This window comes from Saccharothrix australiensis (assembly GCF_003634935.1).
In the GTDB taxonomy this organism is placed as follows: Bacteria; Actinomycetota; Actinomycetes; order Mycobacteriales; family Pseudonocardiaceae; genus Actinosynnema; species Actinosynnema australiense.
On sequence record NZ_RBXO01000001.1, the window covers coordinates 3005737 to 3027584 of the forward strand.

Consider the following 21848-nt stretch of genomic DNA (forward strand, 5'->3'; position numbering starts at 1 on the left):
GCCGCCCCGTCAGATCACGGGGAACAGGGCGAGCTGCCCGGTGGTCGTCCACTCCAGCAGCAGGAGGGTGGCGTCGTCCTGGAGGCGTCCGCGCTGGTGTTCGAGCACGGCGTGGACGATGCGGCGCAGGGTTTCCGGGGCGGGCAGCCCGGCGGCTTCGTGGTGCTCGGTGAGCCCGACGAGGCGGTCCAGGCCGAACAGGGCTCCGTCGGGGCTGCGTGCCTCGGTGACGCCGTCGGTGTGGAACAGCACCCGGTCGCCGGGCCGCAGCTGCTCGGTGGCGGGCCGCGCACCGGTCCCGCCGAGGGCTCCCAGGCCCAGCGGCACGCGCACGGGCGCGTCCAGCAGCTTGACCATCCGGCCGTCGCGCAGCAGGACCGGGGGCGGGTGCCCGGCGTTGAGGTAGTGCAACCGGCCGCTGTCCAGGTCGAGCCTGGCCAGGACGGCGGTCGCGAAGGTCATCCGGTCCTGCCCGTTGCGCACGGAGATGGCCTGGTCGGCGAGCCGGGCCGCCTCGACCAGGCCCAGACCGCCGCGGCGGGCGTTGCGGGTGGCGGCCAGCGCCACCGCCGTCGTCAGTCCCGCGTGCAGGTCGTGCCCGGTGGCGTCGAACAGGGCCACGTGCGCGTGGCCGGCGTCCACGGCGTAGTCGTAGCCGTCGCCGCCCACCCGGTCGTAGGGCTCCAGCGCGGCGGTGACGACCATGCGGTCGCAGGCGAAGGTCTGCGGCGGCAGCAGCTGCCACAGCAGCTCGGACGCCACCGACAGCGGCTTGGTGCGGCGCACCAGGTGGAAGAGGTCGCCGTAGTTCTGCTTGCTCGTCACCAGGTGGGCGATCAAGCCGACCAGCACCCAGCACTGCTCCCGCAGCCACGGGTCGCCAGGGTCGGCGTCGGCGGCCAGCTCGATGCGCGCCATGCCCAGCCGTTCCGTGCCGTTGAGCACCGGCATCCACAGGCACGGCGGCGCGCCGTCCTCGACGACGACCTCCAACCGCCGGAAACCCCGCCCGGCCGGAGATCCGTCCACCGCCGGCGACGGTCCGTCCCCGGCCCGCACCGGGTGCAGCCGCTGCTGCGCCAGGTCGACCAGGTACAGCCGCACCGACACGCCGACCGCGGCCGTCGCGCCGTTCACGATGCCGTCCAGCTCGTCGCCGCCGGCCATGTGCGCTTCGTCGACGATCCGGCTGAACACCGCGTGCCAGGCCAGCGCCCGCTCCGTCATCGAAACAGGGTAACCACGTGGCCACCACTCGGCGCGACCCGGTGAACCGGCCGCCCGGCCGGACCTCCTCCGGCGTCGCGCGGTCGCCGCACCCCGGCCGCCGGTGGCGTCACGCCGGTGGCGCTGCCTCGCGCAGGTGCCGGGTGACCTCGGCGACGTAGTCGGCGGTGCGGGTGAGGAGCAGGGAGTGGCCGCCGTCGGGGAAGACGCGGAGTTCGTGGTCGGGGTGCAGGTCGAGCAGGCGCTGCCGCTGGGTCGGGGTGATCAGCGGGTCGTCGTCGGCGGCGAGCACGAGGGTGGGGCAGTGCCGGGCGGGGCGCAGTTCGCCGGAGTGCCGGGCGATGTCGAGCAGCACGGCGTAGGAGTTCGCGAGGCCGTCCCGGCCGGCTCTCCGGTAGGCGGTGTCGACCCGCGCGATCCAGAAGTCGGCCTCGGGTGACTGCCGCCAAGCGGTGCGCAAGGCCGCCCGCGCGGTGTCGAGGGTGTGTTCCCACGGGGTGTTCCGGATGGCCGCGACCTTGCCCGCGAGCCGGTCGACGTCCTCCGGGCCGTAGAGCCCGGTCCCGGTGAACACGAGCGAGGCGACCCGGTCGGGCGCTCGCTGCGCGAGCACCTCGGCGACCATGCCGCCGGCGGACTGGCCGACCACGTGCACCCGGTCGATGCCCTCGGCGTCGAGGACGTCCAGGACGCCGTCGACGAGTTCGCCCGGCGTGGTGGCGGAGGGCGGGTAGTCCACCGTGGTCGTCCGGTAGGCGGGGTGCAGCGCGAGGGCCAGGTCCACCCAGCTGATGCCGATGCCCGCGCCGCCGGGCAGGAGCAGCACCGCCTCCCCGCTCTCCCCGCCGCCGCTGGTGTAGTACCGCCAGTCGCCCAGTTCCCGTGCGGCGTGGACGCGGTCGAACTCCGCCGCTCGCTGCTCGATCGTCCGCACCCGCTGGTCCTCTCCTCGCCGCCGCGTGGGGATGCCGGGTGGTCGCGCGCACGCCCGCAGCCGCCCGATCGCGGGCACGGCCGGCACCCCGCGCACCGACGACGGAGGTCGACGCCTCGGCACCGGCACAGCGCCATGCCCACCATCGGATCCACGCTCATCAACACATTGCAATGTCTGCATGTATAGTCGATTCGGCGATCATGGTCAACAGGGCGAGCACGGAAGCGACTCCCCGACCGTGCGGGTCCGCCGGGCCGGACTCGGCAGTGAGCGCCATGGGCGGCCCCGGTGCACGAGCAGCGGTCCGGTCACTGCTGGTCCGTGAGGCTCATCCGGCCGACCCTGTCGGGGGACGCCGCACAGCGGGACCATGAGCACGTGGTGTGGGGCAACGAAGTGTCCGGCCCGGTGAGCGGACCGGTGGTGCAGGCGGGCGTCGTGGTGGGCGGCGTCCACGTGGGCTCCGCACGGCCTGTCCGGTCCGCCTATCTGTTCCAGGTGCGGGCACTGGCGCCGGAAAGCCTCGTGGGCAGGGAGGAGGAGTTGTCGCTCCTGGAGGCGTTCTGCACTTCGGAATCGACCGCCGAGGGCTATTTGTGGTGGCGAGCGGACGCGTGGTCGGGCAAGTCCGCGTTGTTGTCGTGGTTCGTCCTGCACCCGCCGGAAGGTGTGCGTCCGGTGTCGTTCTTCGTCACCTCCCGGCTGCCCGGGCAGAACGACCGGCGCGGTTTCGTGGACAACGTCCTGGACCAACTGCACGACCTCGCGGGACTCCCTCCCCGCACCGACCTCACCGACGGCACGCGCGAACCGCACCTGCGGCGGCTGCTCGCCGACGTGGCGAACCGGGTCCACCGGCGGGGCGAGCACTTCGTGCTGGTGGTCGACGGGTTGGACGAGGACCGCGGGCTCGACGGGTCGCCCGACGCGCACAGCATCGCCGCGCTCCTCCCGCGCCACGGCGTCCGGGTGGTCGTGGCCGGGCGCCCGGACCCCGGACTGCCGGACGACGTCCCGGTGGACCACCCGCTGCGCACCCGCGCCCGGGTCGAACGACTGTCCCCCTCACCGGAGGCGATCGCCGTGCGTGACGCGATGACGCGAGACCTCAAACGGCTGCTGCGCGGCACGCAGCTCCAGCAGGACCTGCTCGGCTTCGTGACCGCGGCAGGTGGCGGCCTGTCCGCGCACGACCTGGTGGAGCTCACGGGAGCTTCGTCATGGCAGGTCGAGGACGAGCTCCGCTCCACCGTCGGGCGCAGCTTCACCCACCGTCCCGGCGATCCTCCGGTCCACCTCCTCGCACACGAGCAACTGCACGTCCTGGCCGTCGAAATGCTCGGTTCTCGGCTGCGCCCCTACCACGAGCGACTTCACGACTGGGCGAGCACCTACCGCCTGCGCGGGTGGCCGCCCGACACACCGAGGTACCTGTTGCAAGGCCATGCGGCCACGCTGGCCGCGACCGGTGACAGGCAACGTCTCCTGGAGCACGTCACCGACCCTCGCAGGCATGAGGTCGCCTACACGGTCCTCGGCCACCACCAGGGCTCGCTGGGCGAGATCGAGGTCGCACAGGCGGTCTTCCTCGACGGTGAGGACCCGGATCTCCCCGCGCTCGCCCGTCTTGCGGTGCACCGCAACAGCCTTCAGGAAAGCGGAGCCTGGATACCGGAACGGCTCCCGGAGGCGCAGGCGGTGGTCGGCAGGCGGGAGCGCTCCGAGGAGCTGATCATGCTGATCAGCGACCCCGTGGTGCGCACGCGTGCGCTCGTGGGGACGGCAACGGCGCTGCATCGCGCGGGTGATGCCGGCCATGCGGCCGGGCTGCTCGACAAGGCCGAGGCGTTGATCTCCGCGTTCAACCAGTACTGGGGCGAATGGCTGCACCGTGAGCTGGCCGATGCGGCGGCGAAGATCCAGGACCACGACCGCGTCCGACGGGTGGTCGGAAACCTCTCCAACGCCGTCGACAAGGCCCACGTGTACGCCTCCGTGACCCAAGTGGCGTTGTCCGTCTCCGACCGCGAACACGCCGAGCAGTGGTACCACGAGGCCGAGCGGGCCTTCGCGTCGAGACCGGAACGCCCAACGTTCTTCGGCAAGGCCGACGCCAAGGAAAACGCCCTCGTGTACGCCACGATGGCTGCCGCCGCGGCGTCCTTGGGCCACCGGCAACGAGCGGCGGAACTCGCCGACATGGCCACCGACCCCGACAAGACCTACGAACTGCGGACCCGCGAAGCCGTGGCGGCGGTCGTGACGAAACTCGGCCAGGGTGGCTTCATCGACACGGCGCTGGCGTTCGCCGCCGCACGCGCGGACGACGAGGAGCGTGAAGACGCGCTGTCGCACATCACCTGGGCGCTGGCGGGCGACGGCAAGCTGGACGAAGCGGAAGCACTCGCCCGAACCGCCGAGGGAGCGCGGTACCGGTGCGCGCGGCTCGCGGCCGTCGCGATCGCGGCGGGCAGGCACGGCGAGACCGGTCGAGCGAGGCGCCTCATCGCCGAAACCGAAGCCGCGCTCCCGGATGTCCCGGCGGGAGCACTCCGGAGGTCCGTCGTCAGGATGACCGCGGTGGCCACCGCGGAAGCGGGACAGCACGACAAGGCCGAAGCGCTCGCCTTTTCCCGGATCCTCCCCGAGAAGGACTTCTCCGGGGTACTCGCAGTCGCGATGGCGCTCTGTCGTCGCGCCGAGACCGACCGAGCCGAACGCCTCGTCGACGCGATCGAGGAAGCCGCGCGATCGACGTCGACGGACATCGACGAACGCGTGCTGCTGCGCTGGATCGACGTCCTCACCGACTTCGGCGACCTGGACCGCGCCGAACCGCTGGCGCACTCGCTCAAGGACAGCGACCTTCGCGCAGCGGCCTGGCAGCGGCTCGCCGAAGGCTTCGCCTGCGTAGGCGACCTCCACCGCTTCGAGGACGCGCTGGGCCGGGTCACCAGGCCGGCGTGGCAGCGCCGACCGCGCATGGAGATGATCCGGGTCCTCCTCGCCCGCGGCGACGAGGCCGATGCCGTCCGCCTCGCGCGCGCGGCCACGGTCACCACCCAGCGCGCGACGGCGCTCGACTTCATCGCGGGGGCGACACGCGACAAGGAATTGCTCGACGAGGCGATAGCACTGGCGACCGGGTCGGACGACCTCGAAGAGCGAGCGGCGATGCTGCGCCCCATGCTCCGCACCGCCGCCGACATGGGGGATCGGCCCACCGCGGAGCAACTCCTCCGAACGCTGCACACCACCCAGGACCACATGAACACCCGAGCGCGGCGCGCCGGCGAACGGGCCACGAGCCTGGCGCTGCCCGAGCGCGTGAGGACCCTGACCGAGGTGGCGGAACGGATCGGGAACCCGTCCGGGCTGGAGCCGAGGGACGAGCGGACACCGGTGGTCCGCAGCGGAGCGCCGCCGCTGTGGGCGGGGTCGTCACCTCTCCCGTTCCGGGTGCAATACGCTCGGGCCCTCACCATCGGCAGGTGGATCGACGTCGTCCACCGCGTCGTCGAACTCGCGCCGGACACCTACCGCGCCATCGTCGAGGAACTGGACCGGCTCGGTCGCGACGGCACCTGAAGCCGCCGGACCGGCACGACCGTCCTGCCCGTTGCCCGGAGCCTGCCGATCGGCCTGGTGCCGCGATTCGTGAACGTCGCACGACGGGCGGCTGCGACGTGTGGGCGTCGCAGCCGCCACGGCCGGGTGGATTCGTGGGTGGTCAGGGCGCGGGCGTGCCGAGCACCGCGTCGCGGGGGTGCACCCGCGACGTGGCGATCGCGACCGCCTGCAACCGGCTCGCCCGCAGGATCGGGTACGCCGCCTCGCCGTGCGTGCCACCGCTGGCGCCCGTGCCGCCGAGCCCCGGCAGGTACGGGGTGTTGGCCATGTGCGAGTCGTTGACCTTCAGCAGACCGCCGTTCGACAGCTCGGTCGTGAACCGCTCCACCACGGTGGCGTCCTCGGCCCACAACGAGTTGCGCAGGCCGAACCGGTTGCGGTCGAGGAAGCCGAGGCAGTCGTCCAGCAGCCGGGGGCCGTTCGCCGGCACCACGACCGACAGCATCGGGAAGAACTTCTCGTCGCGGACCGCGGGCATGGTCTCCGCCTGCTCGAACCCGTCGACGCGCAGCACGGTCGGCTCGATGAACAGCCCGTTCGGGTCCGGCTCGCCGTCCAGCCCGATCCGGGCGCCGCCGCACACCTTCACCGCGCCCGCGTGCAGCGCCTCGTCCAGAGCGCGTCGGAACGCGGTCGCCCGCAGCACCGGGCTGAGCACCGTGTCGGAGGTCTCCGGGTCACCCGGTCGCAACGCCGAAGCCTCGGCGGCCAGCCGGGTCAGCAGCTCCTCGGCGATGTCCGGGTGCGCGATGACGTACTTCGGGCCTATGCACGCCTGCCCCGAGGCGTAGAAGCACTCCAGCAGCGCCGCGGTGGCGTGCTCCAGGTCCGCGTCCCGCCAGACCAGCACGCCGTCGTTGCCGGACAGTTCGAGGATCGCCTTCTTGCCGCGCTCGACGCACCTGCGCTCCAGGGCGAGCCCGTAGTCGCTGGAACCGAAGTAGTAGATGGTGTCCACCGACGGGCTGTCCAGCCACTGCCGCATGGTCGTCTCGAAGTCGGCGCAGAGCACGTTGATCGCCCCGGGTGGCGCGCCGTGCGCCTCGAACACCGGGATGATCACCTCGTGCAGGGCGTAGCTCAAGGAAGTCGCGCAGCTGCGCGGCACGCGGATCACGACGGCGTTGCCCGCGACCAGCACCAGGGTGGCGATCAGGCCGTACAGCGGCGCGTTGGCGGGCGGGTCGACGCACACCACGCCGTCCGGTCGGCGCTGCAACACGATCCGGTGCCGGGGCGCGGCGACCTCCTGGCGGAGCATGGTCGCGGCCAGGTCGAGGTACTCGGGGAGCATCAGGTCGAGCACGGTTTTGAGCTGCGCCTCGACGAGCACCCTCGGGCAGCCCTCCATCCGCAGGATGCGCGCGATCTCCTCGCGGTGCGCGAAGAACCCGGCGTGCAGGTCCCGCACGCACCGCAGCCGGTCGCCCGGCGGCATGGCGCGCAACAGCGGCGCGGCGGCGGAGGCCGCCGCCAGCGCCGCTTCACCGTGCTCCACTGTGGACAGCGAGACCGAGCACAGGACGTGCGGGTGCGCGTGCACCTCCTCCTCGGTGCCCTCGCGCAACAACCGGAGCAGCGCGGCCGTGTCGTGGCCGTTCGGCTCCAGCACCGAGCGCACGCTCATGCCGTACGCCCGCTCGTCGGTGTCGATCCGCTCGCCGGCGATGTAGAGCGGGAAGGACCGGGCGTCCGCGCGCGGCTGCGTCTGTGTCATGTGGACTGTCCTACTTTCGGGTGTAGCGGGGCGGGAATGGGCAGGATGTGCGCGATCATCGGGACTCTCGCGACCACGAACGAGGAAGGGCCCGATGACCATCAAGCGACGTGTTTTCCTGGCCGGTGCGCTGGCCGCACCGCTCTTCGGCCAGCTCCAAGCCCAGGCGAGCGCCCTGGGCCGCTCGGTCGTCACACTGGAGGAGGGTTGGGTCCGGATCGACTGGACCGACGCGGCGCTCGCGCGCCTGGAGCAGTTCGGCGGCACGCCGTTCGCCGTCGCACCCGCGAGGATGGTCGGGGACCCGGCCCGCCACAGCGTGCGGCTCCCCCTGCGCTCGGCCCTGGTGGACGGCGCGTTCACCGACGGCCAGGGCGAGGTCGACGGCGGTTTCGGTGTGCGGACCGACGAGCACCGCGTCGTCCTGGAGGCGATCACCCGCGAGAGCGGCGATCCCCGCGCGCACGGTGAGCGCACCGTCGACGGCCGGGCGTACCCGAAGGCCCCGGTCTCCACCGGGGACGTCGGCGAGGGCCGCGTCGTGGTGCAGCCCGGCCTGCCCGCCGCGCCGTCCCTGCCCGGCAGGCCCACCGTCGTCCGGGTGTCCGACATCCCGGTGCGGCCGACGCGGGAGACCTTGGAGGTGTTCGAGGACGTGCTGGGCGATCCGGTCTTCACCCTGGGCACGGTCATCGCGCACGTGTCCGGGGAAGGCAGTTACCGGCCCGAGCCGGTGGGCTGAGCGGGTCACTTCTCGTCCTCGCTCTTGAAGTGGGTGACCAGCGAGCGGGCCAGGTCGTCGAGGCCGCCGCTCGCGATCACCCGCATGATCGGGATCTCGCGGCCCAGCCTGCGCCGCATCTTGCCGACCAGCTCGGCGCCCATCAGCGAGTCGACGCCGAGCTGGTCGAGCGGCTTGCTCCGGTCGATCCGCTCGGGGGCCACGTGCAGGATCTCCGACAGCGTCTTGACCATCGCGTCGGCGGTGAGCGCGATCGCCTCCTCCAGCGGCGCCGTCCGCAGCTTCTCGACCAGCTCGTCGTGCTCGTCGTCCGCGTCGAGGTCGCCGCCGGTCAGCTCACCCAGGCGCGGTGTGGTGAGGTGCGGGTAGAGCCTGCGCAGGAACTGACCGTCGTGGCTCCACACGAGCACAACCTCGGGACCCCCGACCAGGTCGTCGAGGGCCTCGCGGACCCGGCGCAGCGGGAGCAGCGCCAGGCCCGCCCTGGTGACCGTCTTGGCCGCGCCCTCGGTGCGGGCCACGTAACCCACCTCGTCCAGCGCGCCCCAGGCGATCGCCTGCCCCGCCAGCCCGCGGGCCCGGCGGGCGCGGGCCAGCGCCTCCAGGAACAGGTTGCCCGCGGTGTAGGCGGCCTGCCCGGCGTTGCCGAACACCGCGCCCGCCGAGGAGAACATCAGGAACAGGTCGAGTTCCCGGCCGTCCGTCACGCGGTCCAGCACCGCCGCGCCGGCCGCCTTCGGCGCGAGCACGGCCTGGAACCGATCGGGCGTCAGGTCGACGGCCATCGCGTCGTCGAGCACCATCGCCGCGTGCACCACACCGCGCAGCGGGGCCCCGCTCGCGTCGATCGAGGCCACGACCGCCCGCATCGCCGCCTCGTCGGTGACGTCGGCGGCGTGCACGGACACCTCGACGCCCCGCGCGGTCAGGTCGGCCACCGTCGCCGCGGCCTCGGGCGCCGCGCCGCCACGCCGGTTCACCAGCGCGAGGCGCCGGGCTCCCCGGTCGGCGAGCCACCGCGCGGTCTCCGCGCCGAACCCGCCCGCGCCGCCGGTGACGAGGTAGGTGCCCGCCGGGTCCGGCCGGAACGCGCCCGGCCTCGCGCGCTCCACCGGCGGTCGCCGGTCGAAGGTGACGAGGAGCTTGCCGATGTGCCGGGAGTGCTGGATCGACCGGAACGCCTCCGCGATCCGCGCGGCCGGGAACACCCGGTGCGGCAGCGCGTGGTAGGTGCCCGCGCGAGCCTGCTCCATCAGCTCGTCGTAGGCGTCCGCGATCGCCGCTCGGCGGTGCTTGCCCAACTGGTCGATGTCGACGACGAAATAGCTGATGTTGTTGCGGAACGGCCGCAACGAGACGTTGCGGTCGCCGTACAGGTCGCGCTTGCCCAGCTCGACGAACCTGCCGCCGAACCGCAGCAGCTCCAGGCTGCGGGTGATGAACTCGCCGCCCAGCGAGTTGAGCACGACGTCGACGCCCTCGCCGCCGGTGGCGGCCAGCACGTCCGCGGCGAAGCTCAGGCTGCGGGAGTCGAACACGTGCGGCACACCCAGCAGCCGCAGGAAGTCCCGCTTCTCCTCGGTGCCCGCGGTGGCGATCACCGTCGCGCCGACGGCGCGGGCGCACTGTAGCGCGGCCAGCCCGACGCCGCCCGCGGCCCCGTGCACCAGCACCACCTCGCCCGGCGCGAGCCGCGCCAGGTGGCACAGCCCGTAGTAGGCGCTGACCGGCGCGACCGACATGGTCACCGCCGTGACGAGGTCGAACCCGTTCGTGATGGTGGCGATGAAGTTCTCGTCGGCCACGACGTGCGAGGCGAACGACCCCGCGACGAAGCCGGCCACCAGGTCACCGGCCCGGAACCGCGTCACGCCCGGCCCGACGGCGCGCACGACACCCGCGCACTCCCCGCCCAGCCGGGTGCCGGCCATGCCGGAACCCACCACCCAGGCGGGCAGCAGGCCGACCGCGAGCAGCGCGTCGCGGTAGTTGATGCCCGCGCCGCGCACCTCGATCAGCACCTCGCCCGGCCCCGGCACCGGCAGCTCGGTCTCCACCCAGGACAACCGGTAGGACGGCCCGGCGTTCCGGGCGACCAGCCGGAACGGCGTGCCCGCGTCGGTGAGCGCGGGCGGCAGGTCGCGGAGCCTCGGCACGAACCGGCCCGACGCGGTGAGCACGACCTCGTCCTCGCCGCCGGGGTCGAGCACCTCGCGGGCCAACCGGTGCGCGGCGACGCCCCTCGGGGCGGAGATCCGCCGCACCTCCAGCGTGCCGAACTCGGCGGCGATCGTGCGGCTCACGCCCCAGGCCGCGGCGGCGGCCGGGTCGACGGCGGCATCCGGGGCCGGGTTGACCCCGGCCGGGCGGCTGACCAGCCACAGCCCCGCCCGTGCCGCGCCGGGCAGCTCACCGGAGGCCACGCCGAGCGCCCGGATCAGCTCGAACCGCCCGGTCGTCGCCGCGACCACGTCGGGACCGGTGTCGGCGAGCACCAGCACGACGTCGGTCGACGTGCCGCCCAGCCACTCCGCCGGGGCGCCCGTCCCGCGGGCCGCGTCGACGCCGAACCCGGTCAGCGCCGCCACGAGGTCCGCGGCGAACCCGGCTTCGGTCTCGTCCTCGGCGACGACCACGACCCGGCCCGCCGGGGCGTCCGGCGCGGGCTCGGACAGCGGCACCGGGCGCGGCGCCCTCGTCGCGGTGGTCAGCGAGCACATGCCGTGCTCCAGCACGGTGCGCGCGGCCGTGAAGCCCTGCTCGGCGACGACCTCCCGCCACCGCCCGGTGGGCAGCAGCGGCGAGTCGGGCCGCAGCTCGACGTCCGTCATCGACCAGAACCCCGGCAGCAGGCCGAACGGCAGGGCGAGCACCCGCGGGTCGTGCGCCTCGACGAACACCAGGTGCCCGTGGTCGTCGAGCGCACCGGCCAGCCCGGCGAGCGCGGCGCGCACGTCCTTGGCGGTGTGCAGCGCGTTCCCGGCGACGACGACGTCGAACGAGCCGGGCTCGACGTCGGGCGCGTTCAGGTCGAGCACGCGGTACTCGACGAAGTCGTACGCGGCGAACCTGGCCGCGGCGGGCGCGAGGAAGAACTCGCCGACGTCGCTGAACACGTACCGCGTGCGGTCCGGCGGCAGCACCGGCAGCAACGCCGCGGTGAGCGCGCCGGTGCCGCCACCGACCTCCAGGACCCGCAGCGGGCGGTCGGCCGGCCACGCCTCGGCGATCGCCCGCACCACCCGCGCGGCGGCCTCGTTGAACGGGCGCAGCGACGGCAGCAGGTCGTAGTAGTGGGCGAGTGTGTCGCTCGCGTGGGTGGGGAAGAGGACGTCCAGCGCGTCCCGCTCGCCGCGCAGCAGCTCGGCCAGGTGCAGCCCGCACCGGCCGAACAGGGTCAGGTCGAGGGTGTGCTCGGGGAAGTCCGCGACCAGCTCCCCGAACGGCTCCTCGGCGGCCGGCCTCAGCCGCCACCGCGGCCGGCCCTGGAACTCGCCGAGCCACTCCAGCGCGCCGTGCTCGACGAGGACGTCGACCAGCACGTCGAGCAGGCGGGTGAACTCCGGCCGCACCCCGGCGGCCGAGAGGTCGTCGGTGAAGAACACCTCGGCCCCGCCGAGGATGTCGCTGAAGGCCCGCGCGGTGAACGCGGCGGTCGCCGCCAACCGCCGCCGCCTGATCTCCGGGTACTTCTCGTCCAGGCGCACGTCGACGGCGTCCGGCGGGTCGGCGGCCACCGGCAGGCCGGCGGTGACCGGCGCGCGGCCACGCGGCGCGGCCCGCAGCTCGGTGACCTGCCGCCGGACGGTCCGCTGGCCCGGCGCGGGCACCCGGACGAACCGGCAGTCCAGCAGCTCCAGCAGCACCACGCCGTCGGTGTCGGTGAGCACGATGTCCGCGCGGGCCCAGGTGTCCGACAGCGACCGGCACCGGAAGTGCACCGAGCCGGTGGTGGCGGGCGCGCCCCACAGCCGGGCGGCGCCGATCGCGACCGGCAGGTAGGAGTCCTCGCCGGTGGACCGCTCGGCCAGCACGCGCCCCAGCAGGATCGCGGCCTGCGGCGCGGCGTCGGTCCAGGCCGGGTGCGCGTGGAAGCCGGTGAAGTCCAGGTGCGCGCAGTCGTAGTCGGCCAGCACCGCCATGCCGTCCACCCACGCCTGCGTGACGACCAGGAAGTCGGGGCCGTAGTCGAGGCCGATCCGCTTGCTCTCGGCGTAGAAGGCCGAGCGGTCGACGTGCTCGCCGCGGGCGCGGAACCCGGCCCGCAGCGCCGCCAGGTCCAGCGGCGGCGGCGCGGCGCCCACCCGGCGGCGCACCCGGCCCCTGGCGTGGGTCCGCCACGCCGCGTTCCCGCCGGTGGAGGTGGCCACGCGGAACACACCGTCCTCTTCGGACAGCGAGACCTGCATCCGGGGCAGCACCGCCTCGTCGTCCGGTGCGGCCAGGGGTTTGGTGATGTGCAGCTCGCACACCTCGACCGGGCCGTCCAGCGCGAGCCGCCCGGCCGCCCACCCCATCTCCAGGTACCCCGCGGCGGGCATGATCGGCGTGCCGCCCGCCCGGTGCCCGGCCAACCACGGCAGCCGCGCGGGGTCCACGGTGGACTGCCAGGTCGGGTCGGACACGGCGGCGCGGTCGCCGAGCAGGACGTGGTCGGCGGGCCCGGTCTGGCCGCCCCAGGCGTGCTTGTCGCCCAACCAGAACCGCTCGCGCTGCCACGGGTACGCGGGCAGCCCCACGACCCGGCCGGGCCGGGTGAAGTACCGCTCGGCGTGCGGTGGCGCGCCGGCGGCCAGCGCGGACTCGACGGCCGTGCGCAACGCCCGCGGACCGGGCTCGTGCCGGGTGAGGGTGGCCAGCACCGCGAGCACGCCCTCGCCCGCCGCCCGCTTGAGGTAGGTCTGGAGCACCGGGCGCGGCCCGATCTCGACGATCGTGTCGTACCCGGCGGCGACGAGGTGGTCGGTGGCGGCGGCGAACCGCACGGGCTCGCGCACGTTGCGCCACCAGTAGCGGGCGTCGAGCTGCTCGCCGGCGATCGGCGCGCCGGTGACCGCGGAGACGAACCCGACCGACGCCGCGCGGGGCGCGAGCCCCGCCAGCGACTCGACCAACGGCTCGCGCAGCGGGTCCATCGCGGCGCTGTGGAAGGCGTAGTCCAGGTCGAGCAGGCGGGCGAAGACGTCCCGCTCGGCGAGCAGCGCGACCAGCTCCCGCAGGTCCTCGCGGGGACCGGCGAGCGTCACGTCGCGCGCGCTGTTGATCCCCGCGACCTCGACGCGCCCGGCGAAGCGATCCAGCAGCTGCCCGACCGCCTCCGGGTCGAGGTTGACCACCGCCATCGTGCCGGCCCCGGCGGTGCGCCCCTGGGCGCGGCTGCGGGCCACCACCAGCGCCACGGCCTGGTCCACGTCGTACACGCCGGCGACGAACGCGGCGGCGATCTCGCCCACGCTGTGCCCGTAGACCGCGGCCGGCCGCAGACCGCGGTCGGCGAGGACGGCCGCGATGCCCGCCTGCACCGCGAACAGCACGGGCTGCACCACCTCGGTGTCGTGCAGGCGGGACCGCTCCGCCCGCAGCTCGTCGGCGACGCGCCAGCCGACCCGCGGTTGCAGCGCCGCGTCGACCTCAGCCACCGCCTTCGCGAACACCGGCTCGGCGTCGAGCAGGTCGACCGCCATGCCGTGCCACTGCGCGCCGTGCCCGGAGAAGGCGAACGCGACCCGGCCCCGCGCGGTGCCGCGCTGCGGCGGCACCGGCAGGGCGAGGCGTTCCCGCGCCTGCTCCGCGCTCGCGGCGAGCACCACCCGCCGGTGGTCGTGCCAGGCGCGGCGGCGGCAGGACGTGTACGCGACGTCGTGGAAGTCCGGGCAGTCCACGAGGCGCTCGCGCATCCGCGACACCGCCTCGGCGAGCGCGGCCTCGGTCCGCGCGGACACCACCAGCGGCACCTCGGCGGCCGGTGGCGGGCTCGGCTCGCCTTCCGGCGGCGGCGCGGCCAGCACCACGTGCACGTTGGCGCCGCCGAACCCGAAGGAGTTCACCCCGACCAGCCCGCCGTCCAGCGGCCGGGCCTCCTCGACCGGCGCGAGGCGCAGGCCGTCGAAGTCGATCCCGGTGCTGCGCGGGCTCGCGTGCGGCGTCGGCGGGACGAGGCGGTGCCGCAGCACCAGGATCGCCTTGCACAGCCCCGCCATGCCGGACGCGGGTTCGAGGTGCCCGAGGTTGCCCTTGACCGAGCCGATGGGCAGCGGCGCGCCGGTGCGGCGGACGCCGAGCGCGGCCCCGATCGCCCTGGCCTCGATCGGGTCGCCGACCGGCGTGCCGGTGCCGTGCGCCTCCAGGTAGGCCAGGTCGTCCGGGTCGAGCCCGAAGCGGGCGTACACCTCGCGCAGCAGCGCCTCCTGGGTGTCGCCGCCGGGCAGCACCAGCCCGGCGGTGCGCCCGTCGCTGTTCGTCCCCGATCCCACGACCACGGCGTGCACCCGGTCGCCGTCGGCCACCGCGTCGGCCAGGCGCTTGAGCACCAGCACGCCGCCGCCCTCCGCCCGCGCGTAGCCGTCGGCCTCGGCGGAGAACGGGCGGCAGCGCCCGGTCGCCGACAGGAAGCCCGCCTTGGCGAAGCCGACGAAGGTCAGCGGGCTGAGCAGGACGTTGACCCCGGCCGCCAGCGCGACCCGGCCGCCGCCGTGCCGGAGGTGCTCGCACGCCAGGTGCACCGCGTTCAGCGACGACGCGCACGCGGTGTCGACCTTCAGGCTGGGCCCGTGCACGTCGAGGTGGTAGGACAGGCGGTTCGCCGTGTTGCACAACGCCGCGCCGGAGTTGGTGTACGGGCCGATGTCCGTCGGGGTCGGGATGTTCTGCCCGACGTAGTCCATGGCCGACACGCCGACGAACACGGCGGTGTCGGTGCCCGCCAACGCCCGCGGGTCGACGCCCGCGTCGTCGAGCGCCTCGACGCCCAGCTCCAGCAGCAGCCGCTGCTGGGGGTCGATGCCGGCCGCCTCGCGCGGGCTGATCCCGAAGTGCTCGGCGTCGAACCCGCTCAGGTCGTCGAGGTAGCCGCCCGCGAAGGTGTAGGACTTGCCCGGCCGCACCTGGTTGGCGTCCCAGTACCGCTGCGTGTCGAACCGGTCCTCGGGAGGGTCGCCCACCACGTCCCGGCCCTCGACCAGGAGTGGCCACAGGTCGTCCAGGCCGGTCACCCCACCGGGCAACCGGCACGCCACACCCACGATCGCGATCTCGTTCGACATGACCGGTGATCGTTCAACACGGGACGACCCCGGTCGGCGCAGACACGGTGGCGCCTGCCGGACATCAACCCATCGGGTGATTTGGTGGTGTGCCGGCGTGATTCTCGGGCAACGGGGATCCAGACGCGTGCCGAGCGGTCGTGACGTCGGGCCGAGGAACAAGGGGAGGTCACGCTCCGTCGAGCCGGGCCGTCATCACGTCCACGTCGCGGAGGGCGATCCGGATACCGGGGATCGGTGTGGATGTCGTCCACCGTTCGAGCGACTCGGTGATCCTCCGGGTGGCGTCGGTGCAGCGGTCGCGCGCGATGGTGACAGGTCGACGACCGTGCCGCGGAAGGCGGGGTGAGGGAGGAGCCCGCCGCGCGGGAGTTCGGCTTTCGGCCCAACGTGATGTGCTCCATCGGAGCGCCACGACGTCGAACCGATCTCCGAGCGCCCCGGTGATCGGTAGCGTCCCGGCCGTGAGGCAGCGAATCCGCAGCGTTTTGTGGTCGGCGACGATGTGCGTGCTGGCGACGGCCGCCTGCACGGCGTCACCGCCGGCCCCGGTCACCGTCACGGTCACGCAACCGGCGACCACCACGTCCACCACGCCCACGACCACCTCGGCGACGCCGTCGATCGTGGCCAGCGGGTACGCCGCCGTGTGCGACGGCCACGGCTTCCCCGACGCCTCGGCCTACGCCGGCCAGGGCCCGCACCCGATCGGGATCGCGGTCCGCTCCGCGAAGGGGCCGGGCACCGGGGCCGACGCCGACCTGACCTCGGACGTCGCCGAGTTGCCCGCCGAGTGGCGGGCACGCGTGAACACCGCGCTCCAGCTGGTCGCGTGCGTGACCGTGCTCGACGTCGTGGAAGTGCGGAGGTGCGAGTACCGGGTGATCGGCAGCACCACGGGGAACTCCCTGTTCGAGACCCGCTTGTCCAACCGCGTCCTGCGGGTCGAGGTGCGCTCCGCCCGCACCGGCAAGCCGGTCTCCGACGCCGTCGAGGCGACTACCCGGACGACCACGTGCGCGGCCACCGCCAAGCAGGCGGCGTTCGGCTCGGACGTGAACCTGAACCAGTTCGGCACGTTGACCGAGGCGGAGCGCGACGACCTGCTCCGCGGCCTGGTCACCGCGACGGTCTGACCCGGCCGTGCACGCATCCCGCGCGGGACCGCCGGCGACCGCTCGGGAAGGCCCCACGTCAGAGCGGCTGTCCTTTGTGGACCGAAAGCTTGCTTCTTCGCTCTTGGGGCAACGAGACCACCGCAAGCTGCCCTTCACGCAGGGCGTGTGATAGGTCACACTGAGCGATTGTAAGCACCCTTTCGGTGACGGTGATCGTCTCCCGGATCGTAAGGAACACAACGTTTTCCGGGAGATGATTATGAAGATGTCAGGCAGCGGGCGGGCACTCGCGGCAGTGGCGTTGGCCGGCGCGGCGGTGCTGGCTGCCGCCGGTCCGGCCGGCGCCGACGAACGGCCGACGCGCACCTGCGCCCCCGGTGAGCTGACCGTCCGGATCGGGGAGCGGCCCTCACCGTCCGCCGCCGACCGGCTGTTCGTCATCGGGTTCCGGGGCAACGAAGGCGTCAGCTGCCTGCTCAGCGGTGCGCTCGACTACATCCGGTTCTACGACACGTCCGGGCGGCCGCTGGACGTGCGGTTCAGCGACAAGTCCGCGGTGCCGCCGTTCGAGCAGGTGCCGGTGAACGACTTCCGCGAGGCCGTCGTCTACGTCGCGGCCCCGAAGCGCGGCGGCAGCCTGCCCATCGGCGGCATGGCCTTCAGCGTGCCCACCGCGCCCGAGAGCGAGATGAAGGCGGCCTGGCCCGCGCCGGTCGCCGGACCGCTGCGGATCACCGGGATCATGTCGCCGGCCAGCTGACCCGACCGGCACGCTGTGCCAGGGGTTCCGGTCGTCGTCGCCGCACACCGATCGGGACCCCTGGCCCTCCCGTCGGCGCGCAAGCAGCGGGACCGCCCCACCGTTGTGGGTCCGGTGTCACCGGGCCGCCGGACCCGGTGCGGTGAGGACGCGGGCACCTCCTAGGCCCCGCGCCAGGACCGGGACCTCGTGCTGGCCAAGCTTGCCACGCCGGTCACCGACCGCGCGCCGGTCGCGCTGGGCAGGGCGCGCCGACCCCCGGCGCGGCGCTGCGGGTGGTCGGCTACGGGCGCACCTACGACACGTGGGTGCACGACAAGGCCCGCGCAGCGATGTTCACGGTGGACGCCGTCACCGGCGGCCCCCGGCCAGTCCGTCATCGGGCAGGGCGGCCGGGCGGGCTTCGCGCGCCTGCTGGCCGGACCCGACGGGCGGCTGTTCGCCATCCGCGCCAACGGTGATGTCCTGCGCTACCAGTGGACCGGCAACCGGTGGTCCGACGACTCCCGGAAGGTCACCGCGACCGGGTTGGTGGGGCTGGGACAACCCGGCGACCCGCCCCAGGATGACCGTCGACGCACGCGGCGACTTCTACTGCACCGGCCGCGACGGCGTCCTATCGGCAACGGCGGCTGGCAGCAGTTCACCGACGTGGTGGCCCAGTCCGACGCCTGCGTCCTGCCCCGCTGACGCGGACGGACCCCGGTCGCGCCCGACGTGACCGGGGTCCGCACGGCGTCGAGCCCGCCGACCGGTCGACCCGGCCCCGATCGCGGCCGTCCGCGCTTCGTCCGCCGCCGTCCGGACGACGGTGTCCACCGGCTTGTGCGACGAACGTCGTCGGACCGTGCGGGTCGGAGTCGTCGGTCATCCCGGTGCCCCTCCCGCCGGAAGGGCGGCGGTGTCACGTGGCCGGGCGCGCGTCGACGATCTTCGCCAGCTTGCGGACGGCCGCGCGGAGGACTTCCGGGGGTTGCACGAACGGCAGGCGGAGGTGCCGGTTGTCCCGCCCCTCCACGTCGAACGCCTTGCCGCTCAGCACGGCGAGCCCGCGCCGCCGCCCGGCCGCCACGACCTCGTCGGCCACCGGCTCCGGCAGCCCCGCCCACAGCGACACGCCGCCGTCCGGCACGTCGAACGTCCAGTCGGGCAGCTCCCGGCGCAGCTCCTCGACCAGCACGTCCCGCCGCTCGCGCAGGGTGCGCACCCGGTCGGCGGCGATCACGTCGCGCCGCTCCAGCAGCCAGGCGGCCTGGAGCTGGACGTCCACGGAGGTGCCCAGGTCGAGCATGCCCTTCAGCTCCGCGAGCGCCTCGACCAGCGAGTGCGGCGCGCGGACCCAGCCGAGCCGCATGCCCGCCCAGCACAGCTTGCTCATCGAGCCGATCGACAGCACGTTGCCCTCCGGCGCCCGCGCGGCGACGGTGGCCGGCGGCGGGCCGTCCAGCCGCAGGTCGATCAGCGCCAGGTCCTCGACCACGAGCGTGGCCGCCCGCTTGGCCGCGCGGGCCAGCTCCCCGGCGCGCGCTTCCGGCAGGCACCAGCCGGACGGATTCCGGTAGGCGGGTGTCACGAAACCCGCCGAACATTGTTCGACCTGCTCCCACGATTGTTCGGTGGAGGGTAGCGCCCGCAGCCGGAGACGGTGCCAGCGTTGCGTCGAAAGCAGCATCGGACAGGTCGGGTTCTCCACCGCGACCATTGCGCGCGGGGGTAGCGAAGCGCACGCCAGGAGCAGTCCCTGGGTGGCTCCGGAAGTGACGATGATCTGGTCGGGGGAGGTGGGCACGTGATGTTCGGCGAACCATTCGGCGATGCGCGAGCGCAGCTGATCTATGCCTGTCCGGGTGTATCCGTGATTGTCCAGGTGTGGCTTGATGAAACGACACGTTGCCGTTTTGGACCGCGCCACGAGCGGATGCGCGGGCAGGCTCGCGACCTGGAGGTCGAGCGCCGGTTCGGAAAGCGCCGGGTAATGTCGCGGGAAAGTGCGCGTCGGCGTCCGGCGCGGTGGTCGCGCGGACGTGCACCAGGTGCCGCTGCCCTGCTGGCTGGCCACCAGCCCGGCGGCCCGCAGCGCGTCGTAGGTGGCCTCGACGGTGTGCCTGCTCAGCGCGAGCGCGCTGGCCAGGGACCTGGCCGGGGGCAGGTAGTCGCTGTGCTGGATGGTGCCGTTGTCGATGATCCGGCTGATCCGGTCCGCGAGTTGCCCGTACAGCGGCAAGTCCGGTGTCGACCAGTCGCCCAATTCGGCGACGAGTGCGCGGGCGGACCAGCGGCGGGCTCCTGAACCGCTCATGTCCAGCTCTCCGGGGAGCCGGATGAATCGATCCCTTCACGGTTCCGGGGAGAGTGGGCTGATTTTTCCCGAGAACGCGGGTGAGTGGCGTGTCGCCGCACTGCCCCCCGTGGGCGCGGCACCCGGTTTGAGCACACTGGTGATCCTCCCCTGAACCCCCTGGTGTGTTACCTGGAGGCGACTGTAGCATGGGCGGGTGATATGTCAACGCTGCTTTCGAGTCGAAGCGGGCGAAAAGATCGTCTTTAGCGGGCGTGATTTGTGCGGGGAAAATATCGCGGTGGTGCCGGTCCCATGATCGGATCAACATTTACGAGTGTCGTCAACGCGTTCCGGTTGACCTGGTCGGCCGCTCCCGGCCGGGTGTTGTCGTCCGGTCTCCTCACGGCCGTCGGCTCCGCGTTGCCCGCGCTCACGCTGTGGTTCACCCGCGACCTGGTGGACGCGATCACCGGCCACTCCGGCGCACCGGCCGTGGTGCCCGCCGCGGCGCTGGCGCTGGCCCTGGCGGCGGGTTTCGCGGTGAACGGGTTGAGCGCGGCGTTGCGCGAGTCGCTGGGCGTGCGAGTCGTGGTGGAGGCCGAGCAGCGGTTCATCCGGGCCGTCGGCGCCGCGCCGCTGACCCGGTTCGAGGAGTCGGCCTGGCACGACCGCCTGGCCAGGGCCAAGGACGACCTGGACTGGCGTCCCGTGCAGATCGCCGAGAGCGGCATCCAGGTGGTGGGCGGGCTCGCCGGGCTGGCGAGCGTCTTCGCGCTGGTGGTCGGCACGGACTCGCTGCTGGTGCTGCTGATCTGTCTCGCCGTGCTGCCGCTCGTGGTGGCGCGCCGCCTGACCAGCGCGCGGCTGATCTCCAACTGGCGCGAGACGACCGGGCTCTCCCGCCGCGGCGAGTACTTCCGCGATGCGCTGACCAGCCGGGACCTGGCCGCGGAGGTGCGCGCGTACGACCTGGCCGGCCGCTTCGCCGACGAGCACCGCGCGGTCGGCGTCGAACTGGTCCGGCGCACCGACCGCATCGCCCGCGGCGCCGCCCTGCGCATCCTGCTGACCGTGCCGCTCGCCGCCGTCCCCCTGGTGCTGGGGTTCGTGCTGATCGCCGATCGCGGCGCGGCCGGGCGGATCACGCCCGGCGAGATCGCCGTGCTGGCCGGCGCGGTGACGGCGCTGACCCTGGAGCTGTCGACGTTCGTGGACAGCCTGCTGGAACTCGTCGAGCACGGCATGTTCATGGAGGACTACTTCGCCCTGGTCGGCCGCGCACGGCCGGCGGACGCGGGCAAGGGCAAGGGCAAGGGCACGGTCGCGGGCAAGGGCAAGGTCGCGGTCGCGGTCGCGGGCAAGGCGGTCGGCAAGGTCGCGGTGGGCCCGCGGGCGCCCGGACTCGCGCCCGGTCCGCCGGCCGTCCGGTTCGAGGACGTCTGGTTCACCTACCCCGGCTCGCGGCGACCCGCGCTGCGCGGGGTGGACCTGACCGTGCCCGCCGGCCGGGTGCTCGGCCTGGTCGGCGACAACGGCGCGGGCAAGAGCACGCTGGTCAAGCTGCTGCTGGGCCTGTACACCCCGACCAGGGGCCGGGTGCTGGTCAACGGCGTCGACCTCAGGGAGCTGGACCCCGCCGAGGTGCGGGCCCGGATGGGCGTGGTGTTCCAGCAGTACCCCCGCTACGCGCTGACCGTGCGCGAGGCCGTCGCCGTCGGCCGCTGCCACCGGCCCGCCACCGACGACGCGATCCTGGCCGCGCTGCGCGCCGGGCAGGCCCACGAGCTGGTCGAGCGGTTGCCGGACGGGCTGGACACGGTGCTGGGCAAGGAGTTCCAGGGTGGCGTCGACCTCTCCGGCGGGCAGTGGCAGCGCCTGACCCTCGCGCGCCTGATGTACCGGGAGCCGGACCTGTGGATACTGGACGAGCCCACCGCGGCGCTGGACCCGCTCGCCGAGGCGGCGGTGTTCGCCGAGTGGCGGCGCAAGCTGGCCGGCCGGACCGGCGTGCTGATCTCGCACCGGTTCTCCAACACCCGCACGGCGGACCTGATCGCCGTGGTGGAGGAGGGGCGGGTGGTCGAGCTGGGCACGCACGACGAGCTGGTGGCGGCGGGCGACCGCTACGCGCGCTTCTTCCGCACCCAGGCCGAGGAGTACCGCTGACGCCGCCG

Annotated in this window: 12 protein-coding genes; 6 read left to right on the forward strand and 6 right to left on the reverse strand. The window is 73.7% G+C overall.

All coding sequences use genetic code 11. From position 1 onward, the window contains the following. Positions 1 to 9 precede the first annotated feature (9 nt). Both C8E97_RS13920 and C8E97_RS13925 read right to left on the reverse strand, forming a co-directional pair. The gene (locus C8E97_RS13920) at positions 10 to 1227 is read right to left on the reverse strand and encodes a PP2C family protein-serine/threonine phosphatase (protein ID WP_121005545.1); all 1218 of its coding nucleotides are present in this window, start codon (positions 1225 to 1227) and stop codon (positions 10 to 12) included. Positions 1228 to 1336: 109 nt separating this feature from the next. Then, complete coding sequence (locus tag C8E97_RS13925) at positions 1337 to 2239, reverse strand: alpha/beta fold hydrolase (RefSeq protein ID WP_170211825.1); 903 nt, start codon at positions 2237 to 2239, stop codon at positions 1337 to 1339. A gap of 798 nt (positions 2240 to 3037) precedes the next feature. Between C8E97_RS13925 and C8E97_RS13930 the strand changes: the two genes are divergently transcribed. Then, positions 3038 to 5752, forward strand: a complete 2715-nt coding sequence (locus C8E97_RS13930) for a tetratricopeptide repeat protein (protein WP_147455101.1) — start codon at positions 3038 to 3040, stop codon at positions 5750 to 5752. Positions 5753 to 5894: 142 nt separating this feature from the next. Here the strand turns inward: C8E97_RS13930 and C8E97_RS13935 are convergent, their stop codons facing one another. After that, positions 5895 to 7511: an aldehyde dehydrogenase family protein gene (locus C8E97_RS13935; protein ID WP_170211828.1), complete on the reverse strand. Its 1617-nt coding sequence runs from the start codon at positions 7509 to 7511 to the stop codon at positions 5895 to 5897. A gap of 94 nt (positions 7512 to 7605) precedes the next feature. Between C8E97_RS13935 and C8E97_RS13940 the strand changes: the two genes are divergently transcribed. Continuing rightward, complete coding sequence (locus tag C8E97_RS13940) at positions 7606 to 8253, forward strand: hypothetical protein (RefSeq protein ID WP_121005556.1); 648 nt, start codon at positions 7606 to 7608, stop codon at positions 8251 to 8253. A gap of 5 nt (positions 8254 to 8258) precedes the next feature. Here C8E97_RS13940 and C8E97_RS13945 read toward each other — a convergent pair whose 3' ends face one another. Beyond that, on the reverse strand, positions 8259 to 15515 hold the full coding sequence (locus tag C8E97_RS13945; RefSeq protein WP_121005559.1) for a type I polyketide synthase: 7257 nt from the start codon (positions 15513 to 15515) through the stop codon (positions 8259 to 8261). Between the two features lie 169 nt (positions 15516 to 15684). Next, positions 15685 to 16116, reverse strand: coding sequence for a hypothetical protein (locus C8E97_RS35290; protein WP_147455102.1), 432 nt, complete (start codon positions 16114 to 16116; stop codon positions 15685 to 15687). Between the two features lie 25 nt (positions 16117 to 16141). Between C8E97_RS35290 and C8E97_RS13950 the strand changes: the two genes are divergently transcribed. From C8E97_RS13950 to C8E97_RS34080, 3 genes are all read left to right on the forward strand, one after another. Then, entirely contained in the window at positions 16142 to 16651 is a 510-nt protein-coding gene (locus tag C8E97_RS13950; protein ID WP_147455103.1) for a hypothetical protein, read from the forward strand. A gap of 247 nt (positions 16652 to 16898) precedes the next feature. Continuing rightward, positions 16899 to 17393: a hypothetical protein gene (locus C8E97_RS13955; protein ID WP_147455104.1), complete on the forward strand. Its 495-nt coding sequence runs from the start codon at positions 16899 to 16901 to the stop codon at positions 17391 to 17393. A 189-nt stretch (positions 17394 to 17582) separates the two neighbouring features. After that, positions 17583 to 18083, forward strand: a complete 501-nt coding sequence (locus C8E97_RS34080) for a hypothetical protein (protein ID WP_147455105.1) — start codon at positions 17583 to 17585, stop codon at positions 18081 to 18083. 214 nt (positions 18084 to 18297) lie between these two features. On the opposite strand, the gene C8E97_RS13960 is transcribed toward C8E97_RS34080, so the two are convergent. Next, positions 18298 to 19692 carry an aminotransferase-like domain-containing protein gene (locus C8E97_RS13960; protein WP_121005568.1) on the reverse strand — a complete coding sequence of 465 codons (1395 nt, stop codon included), beginning with the start codon at positions 19690 to 19692 and terminating at the stop codon, positions 18298 to 18300. A 294-nt stretch (positions 19693 to 19986) separates the two neighbouring features. Here C8E97_RS13960 and C8E97_RS13965 point away from each other — a divergent pair, with 294 nt between their 5' ends. Then, the gene (locus C8E97_RS13965) at positions 19987 to 21840 is read left to right on the forward strand and encodes an ABC transporter ATP-binding protein (protein ID WP_147455106.1); all 1854 of its coding nucleotides are present in this window, start codon (positions 19987 to 19989) and stop codon (positions 21838 to 21840) included. Positions 21841 to 21848 lie beyond the last annotated feature (8 nt).

Coding starts and splice junctions, on each gene's coding strand:
- C8E97_RS13965 (WP_147455106.1), top strand. CDS start 19,987: ATGATCGGATCAACATTTACGAGTGTCGTCAACGCGTTCCGGTTGACC.
- C8E97_RS13935 (WP_170211828.1), bottom strand. CDS start 7,511: ATGACACAGACGCAGCCGCGCGCGGACGCCCGGTCCTTCCCGCTCTAC.
- C8E97_RS13960 (WP_121005568.1), bottom strand. CDS start 19,692: ATGAGCGGTTCAGGAGCCCGCCGCTGGTCCGCCCGCGCACTCGTCGCC.
- C8E97_RS13940 (WP_121005556.1), top strand. CDS start 7,606: ATGACCATCAAGCGACGTGTTTTCCTGGCCGGTGCGCTGGCCGCACCG.
- C8E97_RS13945 (WP_121005559.1), bottom strand. CDS start 15,515: ATGTCGAACGAGATCGCGATCGTGGGTGTGGCGTGCCGGTTGCCCGGT.
- C8E97_RS13920 (WP_121005545.1), bottom strand. CDS start 1,227: ATGACGGAGCGGGCGCTGGCCTGGCACGCGGTGTTCAGCCGGATCGTC.
- C8E97_RS13955 (WP_147455104.1), top strand. CDS start 16,899: ATGTCAGGCAGCGGGCGGGCACTCGCGGCAGTGGCGTTGGCCGGCGCG.